Annotated in this window: 16 protein-coding genes, 1 tRNA gene and 1 other RNA gene; 14 read left to right on the top strand and 4 right to left on the bottom strand. The window is 66.9% G+C overall.

Annotation, left to right across the window (positions count from 1 at the left end; translation table 11 throughout):
* Positions 1-170: 170 nt before the first annotated feature.
* An RNA gene (gene ffs, locus ACPXB1_RS08785) (signal recognition particle sRNA small type) lies at positions 171-260 on the bottom strand.
* 82 nt (positions 261-342) lie between these two features.
* On the opposite strand from ffs, the gene ACPXB1_RS08780 reads away from it, so the two are divergent.
* Both ACPXB1_RS08780 and ACPXB1_RS08775 read left to right on the top strand, forming a co-directional pair.
* Positions 343-427, top strand: a tRNA-Ser gene (locus tag ACPXB1_RS08780).
* A gap of 76 nt (positions 428-503) precedes the next feature.
* On the top strand, positions 504-1340 hold the full coding sequence (locus tag ACPXB1_RS08775) for a class I SAM-dependent methyltransferase (protein WP_355590280.1): 837 nt from the start codon (positions 504-506) through the stop codon (positions 1338-1340).
* A gap of 62 nt (positions 1341-1402) precedes the next feature.
* On the opposite strand, the gene ACPXB1_RS08770 is transcribed toward ACPXB1_RS08775, so the two are convergent.
* A complete protein-coding gene (locus ACPXB1_RS08770; RefSeq protein WP_355630519.1) occupies positions 1403-2041 on the bottom strand; it encodes a DUF1349 domain-containing protein in 639 nt (212 codons plus the stop codon).
* Positions 2042-2167: 126 nt separating this feature from the next.
* On the opposite strand from ACPXB1_RS08770, the gene ACPXB1_RS08765 reads away from it, so the two are divergent.
* The 4 genes from ACPXB1_RS08765 (at position 2168) to ACPXB1_RS08750 (ending at position 6705) form a co-directional block, all read left to right on the top strand.
* Complete coding sequence (locus tag ACPXB1_RS08765; protein WP_355630517.1) at positions 2168-2722, top strand: hypothetical protein; 555 nt, start codon at positions 2168-2170, stop codon at positions 2720-2722.
* 93 nt (positions 2723-2815) lie between these two features.
* Positions 2816-3307 (top strand): hypothetical protein, encoded by a 492-nt coding sequence (locus ACPXB1_RS08760; RefSeq protein WP_355630514.1) that lies wholly within the window; start codon positions 2816-2818, stop codon positions 3305-3307.
* Between the two features lie 303 nt (positions 3308-3610).
* Entirely contained in the window at positions 3611-4483 is an 873-nt protein-coding gene (locus ACPXB1_RS08755; RefSeq protein ID WP_425735046.1) for a YDG/SRA domain-containing protein, read from the top strand.
* A 347-nt stretch (positions 4484-4830) separates the two neighbouring features.
* A complete protein-coding gene (locus tag ACPXB1_RS08750) occupies positions 4831-6705 on the top strand; it encodes a hypothetical protein (protein ID WP_425735045.1) in 1875 nt (624 codons plus the stop codon).
* An 11-nt stretch (positions 6706-6716) separates the two neighbouring features.
* Here the strand turns inward: ACPXB1_RS08750 and ACPXB1_RS08745 are convergent, their stop codons facing one another.
* Together ACPXB1_RS08745 and ACPXB1_RS08740 are read right to left on the bottom strand one after the other, a co-directional pair.
* Positions 6717-7253, bottom strand: coding sequence for a cysteine hydrolase (locus ACPXB1_RS08745; protein WP_425735044.1), 537 nt, complete (start codon positions 7251-7253; stop codon positions 6717-6719).
* A 4-nt stretch (positions 7254-7257) separates the two neighbouring features.
* Positions 7258-8424, bottom strand: coding sequence for a hypothetical protein (locus tag ACPXB1_RS08740; protein ID WP_425735043.1), 1167 nt, complete (start codon positions 8422-8424; stop codon positions 7258-7260).
* A 909-nt stretch (positions 8425-9333) separates the two neighbouring features.
* On the opposite strand from ACPXB1_RS08740, the gene ACPXB1_RS08735 reads away from it, so the two are divergent.
* The 8 genes from ACPXB1_RS08735 to ACPXB1_RS08700 all read left to right on the top strand — a co-directional run bounded on the left by ACPXB1_RS08735 (position 9334) and on the right by ACPXB1_RS08700 (position 14364).
* On the top strand, positions 9334-9579 hold the full coding sequence (locus tag ACPXB1_RS08735; protein ID WP_425735041.1) for a DUF6284 family protein: 246 nt from the start codon (positions 9334-9336) through the stop codon (positions 9577-9579).
* Positions 9579-9953: an RRQRL motif-containing zinc-binding protein gene (locus tag ACPXB1_RS08730; RefSeq protein ID WP_425735040.1), complete on the top strand. Its 375-nt coding sequence runs from the start codon at positions 9579-9581 to the stop codon at positions 9951-9953. Before ACPXB1_RS08735 ends, ACPXB1_RS08730 begins: the two co-directional genes overlap by 1 nt.
* Positions 9950-10750 (top strand): ABC transporter permease, encoded by an 801-nt coding sequence (locus ACPXB1_RS08725; RefSeq protein ID WP_425735039.1) that lies wholly within the window; start codon positions 9950-9952, stop codon positions 10748-10750. Before ACPXB1_RS08730 ends, ACPXB1_RS08725 begins: the two co-directional genes overlap by 4 nt.
* A gap of 91 nt (positions 10751-10841) precedes the next feature.
* On the top strand, positions 10842-11171 hold the full coding sequence (locus ACPXB1_RS08720) for a hypothetical protein (protein ID WP_425735038.1): 330 nt from the start codon (positions 10842-10844) through the stop codon (positions 11169-11171).
* Positions 11168-13381 carry a cell division protein FtsK gene (locus ACPXB1_RS08715; RefSeq protein WP_425735037.1) on the top strand — a complete coding sequence of 738 codons (2214 nt, stop codon included), beginning with the start codon at positions 11168-11170 and terminating at the stop codon, positions 13379-13381. Before ACPXB1_RS08720 ends, ACPXB1_RS08715 begins: the two co-directional genes overlap by 4 nt.
* Before the next feature lie 142 nt (positions 13382-13523).
* Entirely contained in the window at positions 13524-13772 is a 249-nt protein-coding gene (locus ACPXB1_RS08710) for a hypothetical protein (protein ID WP_425735036.1), read from the top strand.
* Positions 13769-14065, top strand: coding sequence for a hypothetical protein (locus ACPXB1_RS08705; RefSeq protein WP_425735035.1), 297 nt, complete (start codon positions 13769-13771; stop codon positions 14063-14065). The genes ACPXB1_RS08710 and ACPXB1_RS08705 overlap by 4 nt, the downstream gene beginning before the upstream one ends.
* Positions 14065-14364, top strand: a complete 300-nt coding sequence (locus tag ACPXB1_RS08700) for a hypothetical protein (protein ID WP_425735034.1) — start codon at positions 14065-14067, stop codon at positions 14362-14364. Before ACPXB1_RS08705 ends, ACPXB1_RS08700 begins: the two co-directional genes overlap by 1 nt.
* Positions 14365-14370 lie beyond the last annotated feature (6 nt).

Below are 14370 nucleotides of genomic sequence, written 5' to 3'. Positions count from 1 at the left end.
GAGCCATTCTGCGCCGGTCGGGCGCGGGTGACCACCCACCACCCCGGCGCGCTGGGGTTGCCGGAGGTTGCCGCGCTTGATCGACTCGGCTTCCTGGAAATCGGGGTGTCCGCAGGCCCGGGACACCCCGACATCAAGGATGTCGAGTGGATCAACCGGCCCGCAGACAAAAAGGCCTCCCGTGCACCCGGCAGAGCTCGCTTATCCTTGCTGCCTTCCGGCCCTGGGGAGGTTCACGAGATACCGCCGCACGGGAGGTGACGCCCAGCCTACCCGACGGCCCGTCGATCTTCAGGGGGTGGTGGGGTGGCCCAGCCGACGAGGGCCTGTATCCTGGCTCGCGGAGGATTCGCCTAGAGGCCTAGGGCGCACGCTTGGAAAGCGTGTTGGGTTTACACCCTCACGAGTTCGAATCTCGTATCCTCCGCTCGCTTGAGCAGCACGAACGCCCGGCAGACCATTATCGGTCGGCCGGGCGTTCGTCTTGTGGTCTCATCGATGCCGTGACCGATGCGGCATGGCAGTGGGACGAGACGTTGTACGCGGGCAGCGCCAGCCACTACAGCATCGGGCGCATGCCCTACCCGCCCAGCCTCGCGGACGCCGTCGCGAAGGAACTCGGCCTCGACGGCACCGGCCGGCTCCTGGACGTCGGCTGCGGGCCGGGGTCGTTGACGCTGCTGCTCGCACCCCTGTTCGAGGCGGCGGTAGGCGTCGACGCCGACCGGGACATGCTCGCCGAGGCGGGCCGCAGGGCGCGCGAGGTGGGACTGGCAAGCGTCCAGTGGCGACACTTACGCGCCGAGGACCTGCCTGCCGACCTGGGTACGTTCCGGCTGGTCACGTTCGCCCAGTCGTTCCACTGGATGGATCGACCGCTGGTGGCCGGGCGGGTCCGGGACATGCTCGCGTCCGGCGGGGCGTGGGCCCATGTCCACGCCAACACACACCAGGGCGTGACCGGGGACGATCCGCTGCCGCACCCCCGTCCGCCCTGGCAGCAGATCGACGACCTGGTCGCCAGCTATCTGGGCCCGGTCCGCCGGGCGGGGCAGGGCTGGCTGCCGGCGGGCACCCCTGGCGGCGAGGACGAGATCATGCGGGAAGCGGGCTTCACCGACCCCACCCATCTCACGATCGAGCAGGGGATGGTCGTGGCACGCGGTGTCGACGAGGTCGTCGCGGCGGTGTTCTCGCTGTCCAGTTCGGCGCCGCACCTGTTCGGCGATCGTCTTCCCGCCTTCGAGGCGGACCTGCGGCACCTCCTGGCGGCGACGGCACGCGATGGCCTGTTCGCCGAGCGGCGGCGCGAAGTCGCTGTCTCGATCTGGCGTACCTGACCGACCGCCTGAACCGTCGTACACATGTTCTATCCACAGGCTGTGGACGGCGGCGACCTGCGTCAGGAGCCGTCGCGAAGGTCGGCGAGCCGTTCCGGCCGGAAGCTGATCTCATCGAAGGTCGCGCTGCACCCTTCGCCGGTAGGCGACTGGCCGGCGAACCCGATGCGGTCGCCGGACGGGTCGCCGTCGAAGCCGAAAACACGGATCAACTGCCAGGTCGTGCCGTCGGCCGACGCGTGGTACGCGTAGACCCGGCCGATCCGCGAGACCCGCAGCCACACCGTCCGGTCGGGTACGACGAAGGCGTTCGCGTCGTCGGCGACCCCTCGGCAGATGACCGACACGATCATGGGCTCGGCCTCGGGCGAGAACTCGAAGCACAACTTGCCCCAGCACCGCTCGTCGCGCCAGAGCAGGAGCACCCCGGCGTCGAAGGTCGAGGCGAACTCCACCGTGACCCGGGCGCTGAACTGAAAATCACCGCCCGGGGGCAGGTCACCGAGCAGCGTCGCCGCGTTGAGGACGGGCGCGGGACCCTCGCCCGCCTCGACGCCATCGCCGCTCGGGTCGATGAAGATGTCCGTGCGCGGCTCCGCCGACACCGTCACCGCACCGGTCGACTCGTCGACCCGCCACAGCCCGCCGGACGAGGGCGTGAGCAGGGACGGCATGCCGGGGACGGTCAGTCGATCAGCCATTGCCCGACCGTACAGTCTGCCGCCGGGAAGTACGGGCAGCCCCCGGGGTACGGTCCGGGATATCGACGCCGGGCAACCCCGTCGTACACATGTTCTATCCACAGGCTGTGGACGGCGGAGGGTTCGATGGGTTACCAGCTCAGCGCGGTCGTCGCGGACGCCGAGCTGCTCCGCGAGCACACCGTCGAGCTGGACCACGCGGTCCTCGGCGAGCTGCGGCAGGACTTCGCGCTGATGCCGGTGACCCCGCAGTTGGTGGTGGAGTTGACCGGGTCACTGCCGGACTTCGCGGTGGACGACCGCACCGCAGAGCATCCGTTCGGCCTGGTCCTGTCGCCGGTGCTGACCGAATTGTTGAGCGGATGGTCAGGTCTGGGCCCGGTGGCGTACGTCGAGGCGGAGTTCGGCGGCGGCGCCGGCTACCAGTCGGCGATGGTGTGGCTCGGCGGCGCGGTGTCGTGGGGTCCGTGCTTCGACGACGTGCTGGACGGGCCGCGTGAGCAGTGGCCGATAAACGCGGCACTCCTCCGGCTCGGCGTCGAGCGGGGCGCGTGGATCGATCCGTTCGCCGAGGTGGGCCTGCACCTGGAGCGCAGCACCGACGGTTGGCTGGCGCACGGGCGGCGGAGGCTCAGTGCCGACTACTGGGACGAGCTGGTCGAGCAGTGGGAAAACCAGTAATCCGGCGACTGGCAGCAACCTGAGCGGCCCGCTCCCGTTGGGGACCGGGGGGATTCCATGAAATTGCGACAATTCGCGTTTATTGCCACGTTGATGACTGCTGCCTCGATCGCCGGCAGCGGCGCGCCACCACCCGGGTCGACACCGGCCAACTGGCCCGCCACCAACGAGGTCGTCGACCTGAACGGCCTGCGCAACATCGAGTTCGGCGACACCGAGGACGAGCTGACCCGCCGGGGCATCCTGCGTACCGACCTGGACGGCTGCGGGCTGACGCTCACCGGCCACGACACGGTGAGCCCTGTCTTCGTGGAGACCAAACTGGTGCTGCTGTGGGCCGCCGACCCGATGCGGACACCCGAGGGCATAACTGCCGGCTCACCCGTCGACCAGGTCTGGTCGCGCTACCCAACTGTCACCAGGCTGCCCGCTCCACAGGGGACACACCGCCTCGACGGGCTGCTCGCCCGCACCGGCGACCGCGCGTACCTGTTCCTGCACGACGGGCGCACGGTCCAGAAGACCATCGCGGGGTACGCCGACTGGGCCCGCCGCTTCTTCGACGAGGGAGCAGGCCCCTGCTGAATCGTGGGACAGAACGCGGAACGCCCGACCGATCCTCGCGGATCTGCCGGGCGTTCTCGCTGTTCACTGGCGGTGGCGGCGGGATTTGAACCCGCGGAGGGCGTAAACCCTCACACGCTTTCGAGGTCTGCGATCATGTATCCGCCGTGGTCCGGTAGTGGCCGTGAACAGGCGTGTTGATCCCTGACGACTGGCGGCAAACACCCGCGTACCGCGGTGAACGAGACCGCAACTGAGACCGCAACTGCCACACCGGCGCCTCGCCGCTCCGCGAACGTCCGCCCCTTGTCCTATCGTGCCGCCATGGCTTCCGAGCGGACCTACGGCGAAATCCCTGGCTACCCACCCGGCTCAACCTTCAAGAACCGGGATGAGCTCGCCGATTCCCAAGTGCACCGGCCGAACCAGGCCGGCATATGCGGAGGCAAGGACGGCGCTGAGTCCATCGTGGTATCGGGCGGCTACGTGGATGATGAGGACTACGACACAGAGATCGTTTACACAGGTCAGGGCGGCAATGACCCAGCCACCAAGCGGCAGATCGCAGACCAGCAGCTAACCCGCGGGAACCTCGGACTCGCTCGTAGCCAGATCGACGGCAACCCGGTCCGGGTGGTCAGGGGCGCCGGCGGCGACCCGGATTACTCCCCCAAGGTTGGACTCCGGTACGACGGGCTGTTCCGGGTGGTCGATCACTGGCGTGACACCGGCAAGGATGGCTTCCAGATTTGGCGTTACCGCCTGGTCGCGCTCGAAAGCGCCGACCCGCCGCCCGCGGGCGCCCATGGCGCTACAGGCAAGCCTGCCGCGCGCACCGCGGCCATCATCCAGCGCTTGGTTAGAAGTACGGCCGTTGCCAATGAGGTGAAGCGCCTGCACGGATACAGGTGCCAGGTCTGCGGCATCGGGCTACAGACGCCGGCTGGCCCGTACGCAGAGGCAGCACACATACGCGCGCTGGGCAAGCCGCACAACGGCTTCGACGTGGCGAGCAACGTCCTCTGCCTCTGCCCCAACGATCACCTGCTCTTCGACACCGGCGCCATCTACGTCGACACCGACGGCGTTGTCAGGCATGCGGGTACGGCTGCCGATCTAGGGAAGCTCCGGCTCGTGGCCGGCCACTCTGTGGACTGGGCACAGCTGGCTTACCACCGGGAGCATCACAAGCCGTAGGCCCTGCACGCTTTCCAAGTCTGTTGCGTCATGTCCACCGCTAGCCGCTGTCGTCCAAAGCACCAGCGGTCGCAGCTAGCGGCACTTGGCCGAACGATTTCGGACGTGGCCGAACGAGACGACAACTGAGACGACACGGATGCCGCTTTCATGAAGTCGGTCATTGGCCCGACCCGACGCGGGTAAGCCGGGGTTGGCGGGCCGGATCGTTCCGCCGTTCCGGTGACTTCGGCTGGCTGGATATCCCGGGCGTCCGAGATAACGACCTGAAGTGGCAAGCCCGCCGGTAGGACAATCGGCCCAAGGCGCTCTAGTCCACGGCGTGTTTGACGCACTACGCTCCGTATGTGGACCAGGATGAGGTTGATCTTCCCCGGGTGTTGATCACCGAAGCGCGACCGCGCTTCACTCTGCTGCTTCTAACGATCATGGACGATGATCTAAAGCGAGGGTTTGAGCGCCTTCTCTATGAGGTCAAACGCCTTAGCTTAAAGGCAAGGGGAAGTAGCAGCAAAGAGCTGGTCGCCGATAACATCGACTACTCTTCGGTCGACAGCGATGAACTATTTTGGATCAATAGCGAACCGTACCAAACGGCTGCCTACATCTTTCGGGAGCATTGCCCACCATCGTGGGCCAAGTACGGGTCGTTATTCGTGGACACGGCACATAGCTTAGTAATACTCATGAGGAAGGGTCCACTGGCAGCCGTACACAGCGATTCGAAGACGCTGATATCAGCAATTCAGGCATGGCTTGACAGGAGCCCCAGGCCGCGTTTTAGGCGCATCAGTGAAGGTATTCTGAACGCCGCTTTTTTGGCTGAGGGTGAAGCGCGGAGCATGTGGCTTCGAGGCGTACACGCACCGAGATCTACCAAAGCGAACTCGAAACACCTGAGCGGTCCTCGTCTGCAAGACGCGCTTCTTCACGCCGTCGATGGAACGTTTGCTATGGGCGCTGCACGCGCCTTGCTTCCAGCAAGTGAAGGACTGCAAAGCCTTCGCGGGATTATCGGGTTAACTCCCCGGAAATCCCAGATATGGCATCAGCAGCCCGTAACGCCCGACATCTTTTTCGCCAATGTGGCAGATGTGCTTAATCTAATCGAAGGCATCGCGGAACGCGGTATCAGCCTCGATAATCCGTATCCGGTTCTTTGCACGCACGAGCGAGATCTCGCCGAAGTGCGGGGTGCGTTCGATATTTCAACCCTGCCTCGATCTGACATTCAGGCAAGGGGTGACGCAGATGATGACTTGCTAGAGGCTGCTGATCGACTGGAGCACGCTTTTATCGACGTGCGCGCGATAGGAAAATCATCGAGCTTTCATGTCGATGTCGGTCAGAATGGAGCGATCTGCGGAACTCTAAGCGGTCGCATACACGTGGGAGCAAAATCGCTATCGTTAAGGTTCGGGCTTCATGGGGAGCCCACCAACCCACCACCCGTAAGGCACATCCTGGACGATCTAAACCGCTATGCGGACGATCTGGTTACTATCTACTACGAGTCGGGGCATACGGCTTTAATGAAAGCTGTGTACAAGCAACATCGTAGTGCAGTCGTGTTCCCTAATTGGATCTGGGAGGACTTCGCCGGCTTCGATATATCAAAAGAAAAGCCGCCCGTAAGAAGCCCTCAGGAGATCCACGACCAAATTGGGTCGGCGGCAGATGACTCGTTATTTAGTTGGATTGCGAGACGCTTCGGCGATGGTTGGCTCACCTGCGATGACGGCAGTGGCGAGGTAGCGGACTTTATTCACCTGAGCAACGACGGGATTCTTAGCCTTCTGCACGTTAAGGGCGCGAAGCTTAATCATCGAAATCGTAAGGTAGCGGTCGGTCCCTACGAGGTAGTCATTAGCCAGGCCGAGAAGAATGTTCGTTATCTTACGGTCGATACGCTCATCAAGCGCCTGTCGCAAAGCCCGGTCGATCGCCCTGCGAGTTGGCGTTTCGGGGAAAGAGTGGATGACCGGGCGGAGCTTATCGAGATGCTGGGCACCCTGGATCCTCGTGCCCGAACGAAGGTGTTGGTAGTCCAGCCACATATGAGTAAGAGGCTTTACGATGAAGCCTTAGGTCGGAGGGAGGAGGAAACAGCTGCTTCTGCCGATACCCTTCGCACAGAGTTGCTAGAAGCGCTTCTCAATATCGCTCATGCAGGGATAGTGGGCAACGGTTCTGACTTGTACGTTATGGGAAGTCTGGAATAGAGATCTTATGATTACAAGTCGAACTGTATTTCTGCCTGGGTCACGACTTGGCGAGGCCCGATGAACCTTCGGGCAACCAGTAGTCCGGCATTGTGCGCCTCTTCGCCCGCGTGGCTAGCGGATGCGTCCGAGATGAGCCACGGCGTGAAACCTCGTTCGAATGCGTCTACTGCTCCCTTCAAGACGCAGCTCTCAGTCGCGATTCCGCAGAAGTAGAACTCATTCCATCCCATTCCCTGGAATAGCTTGATTCCGTCCGCCGTGAACGGACTGTAGATTTCCTTGTCAAGCACTACGCCCCGATCCACGTGCGGGCGCACCTCAGGAACGATGTCAATGTCGGGCGAAGTCTGAAGCCGCTTCCAGCCGAAGAAGCGCTCGAAGGGGCTGCCAGGGTAGTTCAAGTACCGAGTAAAAAGCGTGTCGCCACCGGCTGCCTGCCAACGTTGCACCAACTCGGCGACGACAGGAACGATGTGTGCCGACTGCTCGCGTACGAAGCCGTTTTGCATGTCGGTCACGACAAGCACAGGGCGACCCGTTGTCATTGGCTCAACCTCGATCCGTATCGCGGAGGGTTTCGATGGCTTGGTCTAGGGCTGGCATCAGGTCACTCGTTCGCAGGATCGCTCGACGCATCGCCTGATGCTGTCCAGTTTCCCACAGTCGGGAAACAGTGAGTCGGGAGCGCACTCCCCGAAGGTAGCGCCATCCGTGCTCTGCAGGCACCCGCGGATCTCGCCCTCGCTCTACCTGGCGGGCAATCGCGTCGCTATAAGCCCACATGGACTGAATCGCAAGCTCACAGGCGACCATCTCGGCTTCCGTCAAGGAACGACCGGCTGAGATCGGGTGGTACACGACTCCGGACCATGAGGCGTAGCCCACCGAGATTCCAGGTACGCCGAAGGATTCGATGCCTACGTGGTCGTACGCCTCGGACAGCAACGACTGCTCGACCATCTCGGCATGCGCTAGGTGTTCGTCGTCCAGGGCGCGGCCACGGTGCAGCACCACCTTTGGCGTCGACATGATGCGTAGCGCGCTATCCAGTAGCTCAGCCGACCACGCCGGCTCAGTAACCCAGTGAGCGCCGAGGACGTACACCGCAGACTCGTCCTCGGCGGGTGCGACGGGTGTGAGGTAGTCGGTAGCCCATTTGATGTTGTCGCCGTACGACACCTCTCGCCATGCGGCGAGTGCTGCGATCGTGGACAACTGGACGTGCTCGATAAGGTGAAAGATTGCCGACCCGCACGGCCAGACGTAGAGGATGCAATCGCCCTCCGGGTGCTCGACGGGAGTCGAGTAGCAGGTGTGCCACTGTTTGGCGGCCGGAGTGCAGCCGGCGCTTTCGCGTAGCCGGGCAGCGCCCTCAGCGCCGACGAACGCCGTCACGAACTTGTGGGATCGCGCTGTGAAGTGCGGGCGATCCTCGGCGCTGCCGGTCAACTCGCCGAACAGGTCGTGTGGCTTTGCGTCGTACGCCAGGCAGTAGAGCTGCCGGTAGATCGGGTCGGTGACCGCTACGCGCCCGGTCTCGTGGCGGTACATCGCTTTCTCGATGGCCTCGACCGTGGGCGTCTCGCGGATGCCGCGCTGTTGGCCGACGCGGTGCAGCTCTCGCGCAGCGCGCTTGCGCGACTCCCAGCCGGCCGCCTTCCTACGGTTGACCAGCACGAGATTGGGCTTGTACTGCCGTGGGACCTCAGTGGACATAGGGCGTGTCCTTCGTGTCCGTGCGTAGGACCTGCCTGGATCGCTGCTCGGCGGGCAGTCTCATTGGCAGGCGAGCAAGGTGCCGCCGTAGACGGGAGCCGAGGACAGGAGGCACCAGATGATCCGACCTAGCCCGTGGTGCCTTTACGCGGCCTCTCGGCCTGCCACTTCCGGATCGTCTCGGGCTGCCACGCCGGGGACCGGCCGAACAACCGGTCAGGCGCGGGGGCCTGCCCACGTGAGACGTAAGAAGCCCAGGTTGCGCGACTGATCGGGGCACCTACCGAAGCCAGGTAGGTGCGTACGTGGTCCGTCGTCCACCAGTCGGCGGGCAGGTCAGCGTCAGTCATCAGTACAAGCCTACGTGGTACGGGTGCTTGCGCGAATACAACGTGGCGTTGTAGCGTCACAAATACAACGCCACGTTGTAGTCCGTCGGTTGGGGTCCGGGGAAGGCAGTGCGCAACAGCACTGCGCGCCTACGTCCCGCTGTGCGGTTGGTCATTGAGAACTTCAGAGCAGAAGCGCCGCGTTTGATCTGGCTTGCGGTATTCCCGCCTTGAGTCACACGGTGGCCGACCTCGGTAGATCCCGAGCGAGCGGGCCGAGCGGTCGGGTCTTGGCGCGCGGAACGTCTTCTGCCTCTCTGCATCTGCCCCGGGGTGGGGTGTCGCGCCGTTCTGGTGCGCGGCCTCACCCCGGGTTTTCCCGTCCTTGATCCCGTTTGTGGAGGTGAGCCGTCATGACCGTGAGCGTCTTCGCTGCCGTTCGAGTGACCACCAAGAGCAGCGCCGTGTGGCGTACCTGCAACCGGTGCGACCGGCTCGCCCCGCTGGCACCCGATGAGCGTCACTGCCGGTCCTGTCCGCCGGCTGTGCGTTCTCGCCGTTCTGGAAGGAACCGATCGAAGTGATCACTAAACTCCCCACCACCGCCGCCGAGCCGACCGCTGCCGCCCTGGCCGCGATCGACGCGGAGTGGCCGCTGATCGCGGCCGAGCTGGACCTGTTGGACGCCGAGATCACGCTGCTCTACGCCGAGGACCACGGCGGCCCGTCGCCGCTGGACTGGCGTCGGCTGCGCCGGGCCGAGGCCCGCGTCACCCGCGCCGCCGCCGACACCGCTACCCGTACCGACCCGCGCCGCGCGGCCTAATGTCGCGCATCCGCGCCGCCTACTTCGACCCGGACGGCACGCGGTACGGCATCCCCACCTACTGGTGGAAAGGTGCCCCGCCCGGCTACGCCACCCGCCGCCAACTGACCGCCGCTGGCCTGCGCCCCGGTGGTCAGCCGGTCGCCGCTCAGGTGCTCTGGCGTGGTGTTGGCGGCACCCGCACCGCCTACCTGTACCGGGTCGACCTGGCGGCGCCGAAGCGCACCGCGACTCCCGCGCAGCGCGCCGCCATCGGCAAGGCACTCACCGCCCGCCGCACCTGCCCGACCTGCCAAACGGTCCGGCCTTACGTCATTCCGCGCTCGCTCGGCGAGTGCGTCGACTGTGCCTATCCCCAGGAGGACGCAGCATGACCGCCCCCACCATCAACGGCACCCGCTACCCCCAACCGATCGAAGACCTGCTTCCGGCAGCCCGCGCGCTGGACCTGCCCGACGGGGAGGCGTTCCCGTCGCGTAACCGGCTCATGCGGGAGTTCCGCATCGGCGCACCCAAGGCCGGCGAACTGCTCGCGCTGCTCAAGACCACGCCCGCCGCGCCGCCGGCCGACACCACCGAGCCGGTGACGCCGGACCCGACCCCCGCACTGGCCGCACCCGAGCCCACTCCGCCGGTCTCACCGGACCCGACCCCCGCACCGGAGATCACGCCGCCCGAGCCGGTCGAGCAGGTCGCGCCGGTCAGTCGCCCGGACACGCCCACCCCGCCCGCGCCGGCTAAGGCATCCCGTCCGGCGGTGGTGTGGCCGGTGGTGCTGCTGGCGCTACCCGCGTTCGTCGCGATCTGGTCCGGGTGGGTCGGGTTGGGTGGACTCACCGGGTTCGGCATCGTGCACCCGCTACCGGGCATCTGGGACAGCTTCTCCATCAACAGCGCGATCACCCTCCCGATCGGGGTGGAGACGTACGGCGCGTACGCGCTCTACGTGTGGCTGTCCGGCCGGGTGCCCGAGCGGGCACGCCGGTTCGCCAAGTGGTCCGCCCTCGGTTCCCTCGCCATCGGCGCGCTCGGCCAGGTCGCCTACCACCTGCTCGAAGCCGCCGGAGTCACCTCGGCCCCGTGGTGGATCACCACCGCCGTGGCCTGCCTGCCCGTCGCGGTGCTCGGCATGGGCGCCGCACTCGCACACCTGGTGCGCACGCACGACTAGTTCCGCCCGGCGGCACGGCCCCTGGCCTGGAAACCGATGCCGTGCCGCCGGCCCTCCCATCCGGCACTCACACCTTCAGGAGAGATCACTGATGTTGTCACCCCTGCGAGCGCTGCGGAAAGCAGCGACCCGCTTGCGGCCCCGCCGCCCGATCTGGCTCGGTACACCGCTGCGCGCCACCATCGCCCCCGCCGCGTGCGGCGGCTACATCCTGCTCATCGACTACAACCAGGGCACCGAGTGGGTCGACCTGCCACTTCGGATGCAGGAGTACGACCGGCCCGATGAGCGGGAGTTCACCGCCGTTGCCGCAGCCCTCGCCGCTCGCGGCCTGATCCGCACCACGCCGTGGCAGATCGACGCCTACGGCCGTCTGTGCGCCCCGATCGCTGTCATCCGCACCGGGAAGGAGTCCCGATGAGCGCCCCGAACAACGAGCCCGGCGACCGTTTCGACTGGCAGGCCGCCGAAAACGACCTCACCACCGGGGAGGGTGCCGAGGTGGTCGACCTGGACGACGCCCGCGCCCGCCGGGTGCCTCGCCCCCGCCCGCCGGCCGACGCGGACACCACTGTCGAGGACGACGGGGATGCCGAGACGGTCGATGACGGGCCGGAGCGCGTCGGTGGGTTGGTCGACGCGGCCGAGGACATTCCGCCGGACGTGTTGGCTCGGCAGCGGGAGCGCCGGCCGATCCTGGCCGAGTGGGCGCGTTCGTGGCGTGGCCTACGCGCCGCCGCGCGGCACCAGGGCAAGGATGCCGGCTACGTCACCGCCTACCACGCCGTGCGGCTGCCGAAGTACGCGGCGAAAACCGTCGTGTGGGCACCGGTTGGGCTGTTCCGCGGCCTCGGCCGGGCGGTGCACTGGGCCAGCGCGGAAGAGGGCAACTGGCACCTGCGGCAGGCCGCCGCGACGCGCGGTGAGGCGGACGTGTGGCTCAAGCTCGACGCCCGTCGGCAGCGCCAGAGCGTGTGGCGGTGGTGGGTGCTCGCCGCCGGTGCCGGCGCGACCGTGACCGGGGCAATCGTGCTCAGTCTCGGCCCGCCGTGGTGGCGCTACGTCGCCCTCGCCGTGGTGGTGCCGCTGCTGGCCACGCTCGGCCGACCGGCGGACAAGCCGCTGACTGACCGGGTTACCGAGGGCACCCGCTACCGCAAGCTGACCGCCGACCTGGTCCGTCGGGCGTTGACGTCGCTGCAACTGTCGGCGATCAACAGCGCGGTTGCCAAGGACCCGAAGGCGATCAGCTTCCCGGTCGACATTCACCGCGACGGCCCCGGGCACCTGGCCGTGGTGGACCTGCCGTATGGGGTGGAGGCCGCCGAGGTGGTCGCCCGGCGCGGCCGGTTGGCCTCGGCGATGCGGTTGCCGCTTGATCAGGTGTGGCCCGAGCCGGCACCGGGTCACACGGGCCGGTTGGCGTTGTGGGTCGGGTATGAGCCGGCGTCGCAGATGAAGCAACCCGCGTGGCCGCTGCTGTCGGAGTCGGCGAAGGTGGACGTGTTCACAGCGTTCCCGTTCGCCACCACACCCCGCCTGGACACGGTTGCGGTTGACCTGATGTTCCGCAACTACCTCTTCGGCGGGCAGCCCGGGTCCGGGAAGACGTTCGCGCTGCGCGATCTGATCCTGGCCGCCGCGTTGGACGCCCGTACCGAGATCCGTGGCTACGAGCTCAAGGGTGTTGGGGACTTCGCCGTCCTTGAGCCGGTCATGGCCGAGTACGGCAACGGCTTCGATGACGACACCCTCGCCCGCTGCTTCGCCTTCATCGAGTGGCTCTACGAAGAGTGCCGCCGCCGCTCGAAGCGCATCGAGCACTACGCGAGGTTGGGCAAGGCCCCGGAGAACAAGGTGACCCCGGAACTGGCGTCGCTCAAGGGGTCTGGGCTTCACCCCCTGGTGGCGTGGTTCGATGAGCTGCAAGAGCTGATGACCAGCAAGTACGGCAAGGAAGCCGGAGAGATCCTGGAGAAGGTCATCAAGCTTGGCCGGGCGCTCGGTGTGATCATCCTGATCGGGACGCAGATCCCCGACAAGGACAGTTTGCCGACCGGCATCACCCGCAACGTCAACTCCCGCTTCTGCCTGTCCGTGGCCGACCAGACGGCCAACGACATGATCCTCGGGACGTCGGCGTACAAGAACGGCTACCGGGCGACCGTGTTCCAGCCGGTGGCCGAGGCCGGGTGGGGCATCCTGCGCGGCTTCGGCGCGAAGGCGTCGGCGGTGCGGTCGTTCTACGTCGACACCACCGCCGCCGCCCGCATCGTCGCCCGCGCGGTGGCGCTGCGGACCACGGCCGGGACGCTGCCGAAGCTGGACGAGCAGACCCGCGACGTGGCCCCGGTCGCCGACGTCCTCGGCGACCTGGCGCGGGTGTGGCCGGGTGATGAGAAGGCGGTGTGGAACGAGACGCTGTGCACGCTGCTGGCCGAACTGCGGCCCGACGTGTACGGCGGGTGGGAAGCCGCGCAGCTCACCACCGCGCTCAAGCCCCACCCGGCGGTGAAGGTCGGCGACGTCGGGCGGCGTATCGACGGCAAGGCCACCACCCGGCGCGGCATCAAGCACCCCGACGTGCTCGCCGCGATCGCGGAGCGTGACCGGAAGCGGTCCGCCGGCTAACCACTGCGGAGGGTGCTAGCGCTAGCGGCCCGTCCTGCTAGCGCTAGCACCCTCGCTAGCACCTGATCCGAATCATGAGCTGCCCTCTAGCGGATAGCAGCTCACGGCCCCGTGCACCCAAGAACCGGCCCAGGAGGCACCTGTGAACCCCCACCTGACCGCCGCTATCGCCCTCGCCGCGATCCCCGCCCTGATCACGTTCGGTTACGCCGGGCTGTGCTGGGTCAAGCCCGTCAAGACCTGCCAGCGGTGCGCCGGCACCGACCGCATCACCACCCGCGTTCTCCACCGCCCGCGTGCCTGCCGGCGCTGCGACCGAGGCCACCGGCTGCGCACCGGCCGACGCGTCTACAACCACCTCCACCGGCTACGCGCCGAGGCCAACCGATGAACCGCCGCACCCGCGACGGGCACACCGAGTGGTGCGGCAAAGACCACCGCTGCAACCTCGGCGAACACCGCTCCGACGACATCGTGGTCGACGTCGCCGGCCGCTCCCGCGCCGTGCTCGTCAGGGTCCGCACCGCCGCCGGCCGCGAACACGCCGAGGTCCGCGTCAGGGTCGCGCTCGCCCCTACCGAGGTAGCCGCCCGCCGGCAACTGGTCGGGCTGCTCGGCGACCTACGGCACGCCGTCACCCGCGCCGCGATCACCGCCCGGCCACGACCGAGGCGGGCCGGCTGATGCCCGGCGCGCGCCGCGATGGTCCGTCGTCGCGTGACGCCCGGCTGTCCGGGTTGGAGGTGTGGCTCACCGGCACGCCCGCCGAGCTGGACGCCGCCACTTCCGCCCTGGCCGACGTCGGGCACCTCATCCAGCACGGCACCCGCCGGTCACTGACCGGTGCCGACGCCGGCCGCTACCGGCTCTATCTCCGGCTGAGCGTCGCCGCCGACCGGCGGCGGCCCGGCGGCACCACGGACGCCTCCGGCGGCGCGCTGATCGACCTCGCGGCCGCGCGCGCCGCCCGCCGCCCGGCCTGACCCGAT

The organism is Micromonospora sp. DT68, assembly GCF_049847245.1.
GTDB classification, from domain to species: Bacteria; Actinomycetota; Actinomycetes; order Mycobacteriales; family Micromonosporaceae; genus Micromonospora; species Micromonospora profundi.
This window is presented reverse-complemented; position numbering and strand designations above follow the sequence as displayed.

Coding starts and splice junctions, on each gene's coding strand:
- ACPXB1_RS08770 (WP_355630519.1), bottom strand. CDS start 2,041: ATGGCTGATCGACTGACCGTCCCCGGCATGCCGTCCCTGCTCACGCCC.
- ACPXB1_RS08765 (WP_355630517.1), top strand. CDS start 2,168: ATGGGTTACCAGCTCAGCGCGGTCGTCGCGGACGCCGAGCTGCTCCGC.
- ACPXB1_RS08760 (WP_355630514.1), top strand. CDS start 2,816: ATGACTGCTGCCTCGATCGCCGGCAGCGGCGCGCCACCACCCGGGTCG.
- ACPXB1_RS08755 (WP_425735046.1), top strand. CDS start 3,611: ATGGCTTCCGAGCGGACCTACGGCGAAATCCCTGGCTACCCACCCGGC.
- ACPXB1_RS08745 (WP_425735044.1), bottom strand. CDS start 7,253: ATGACAACGGGTCGCCCTGTGCTTGTCGTGACCGACATGCAAAACGGC.
- ACPXB1_RS08740 (WP_425735043.1), bottom strand. CDS start 8,424: ATGTCCACTGAGGTCCCACGGCAGTACAAGCCCAATCTCGTGCTGGTC.
- ACPXB1_RS08730 (WP_425735040.1), top strand. CDS start 9,579: ATGTCGCGCATCCGCGCCGCCTACTTCGACCCGGACGGCACGCGGTAC.
- ACPXB1_RS08725 (WP_425735039.1), top strand. CDS start 9,950: ATGACCGCCCCCACCATCAACGGCACCCGCTACCCCCAACCGATCGAA.
- ACPXB1_RS08720 (WP_425735038.1), top strand. CDS start 10,842: ATGTTGTCACCCCTGCGAGCGCTGCGGAAAGCAGCGACCCGCTTGCGG.
- ACPXB1_RS08715 (WP_425735037.1), top strand. CDS start 11,168: ATGAGCGCCCCGAACAACGAGCCCGGCGACCGTTTCGACTGGCAGGCC.
- ACPXB1_RS08705 (WP_425735035.1), top strand. CDS start 13,769: ATGAACCGCCGCACCCGCGACGGGCACACCGAGTGGTGCGGCAAAGAC.
- ACPXB1_RS08700 (WP_425735034.1), top strand. CDS start 14,065: ATGCCCGGCGCGCGCCGCGATGGTCCGTCGTCGCGTGACGCCCGGCTG.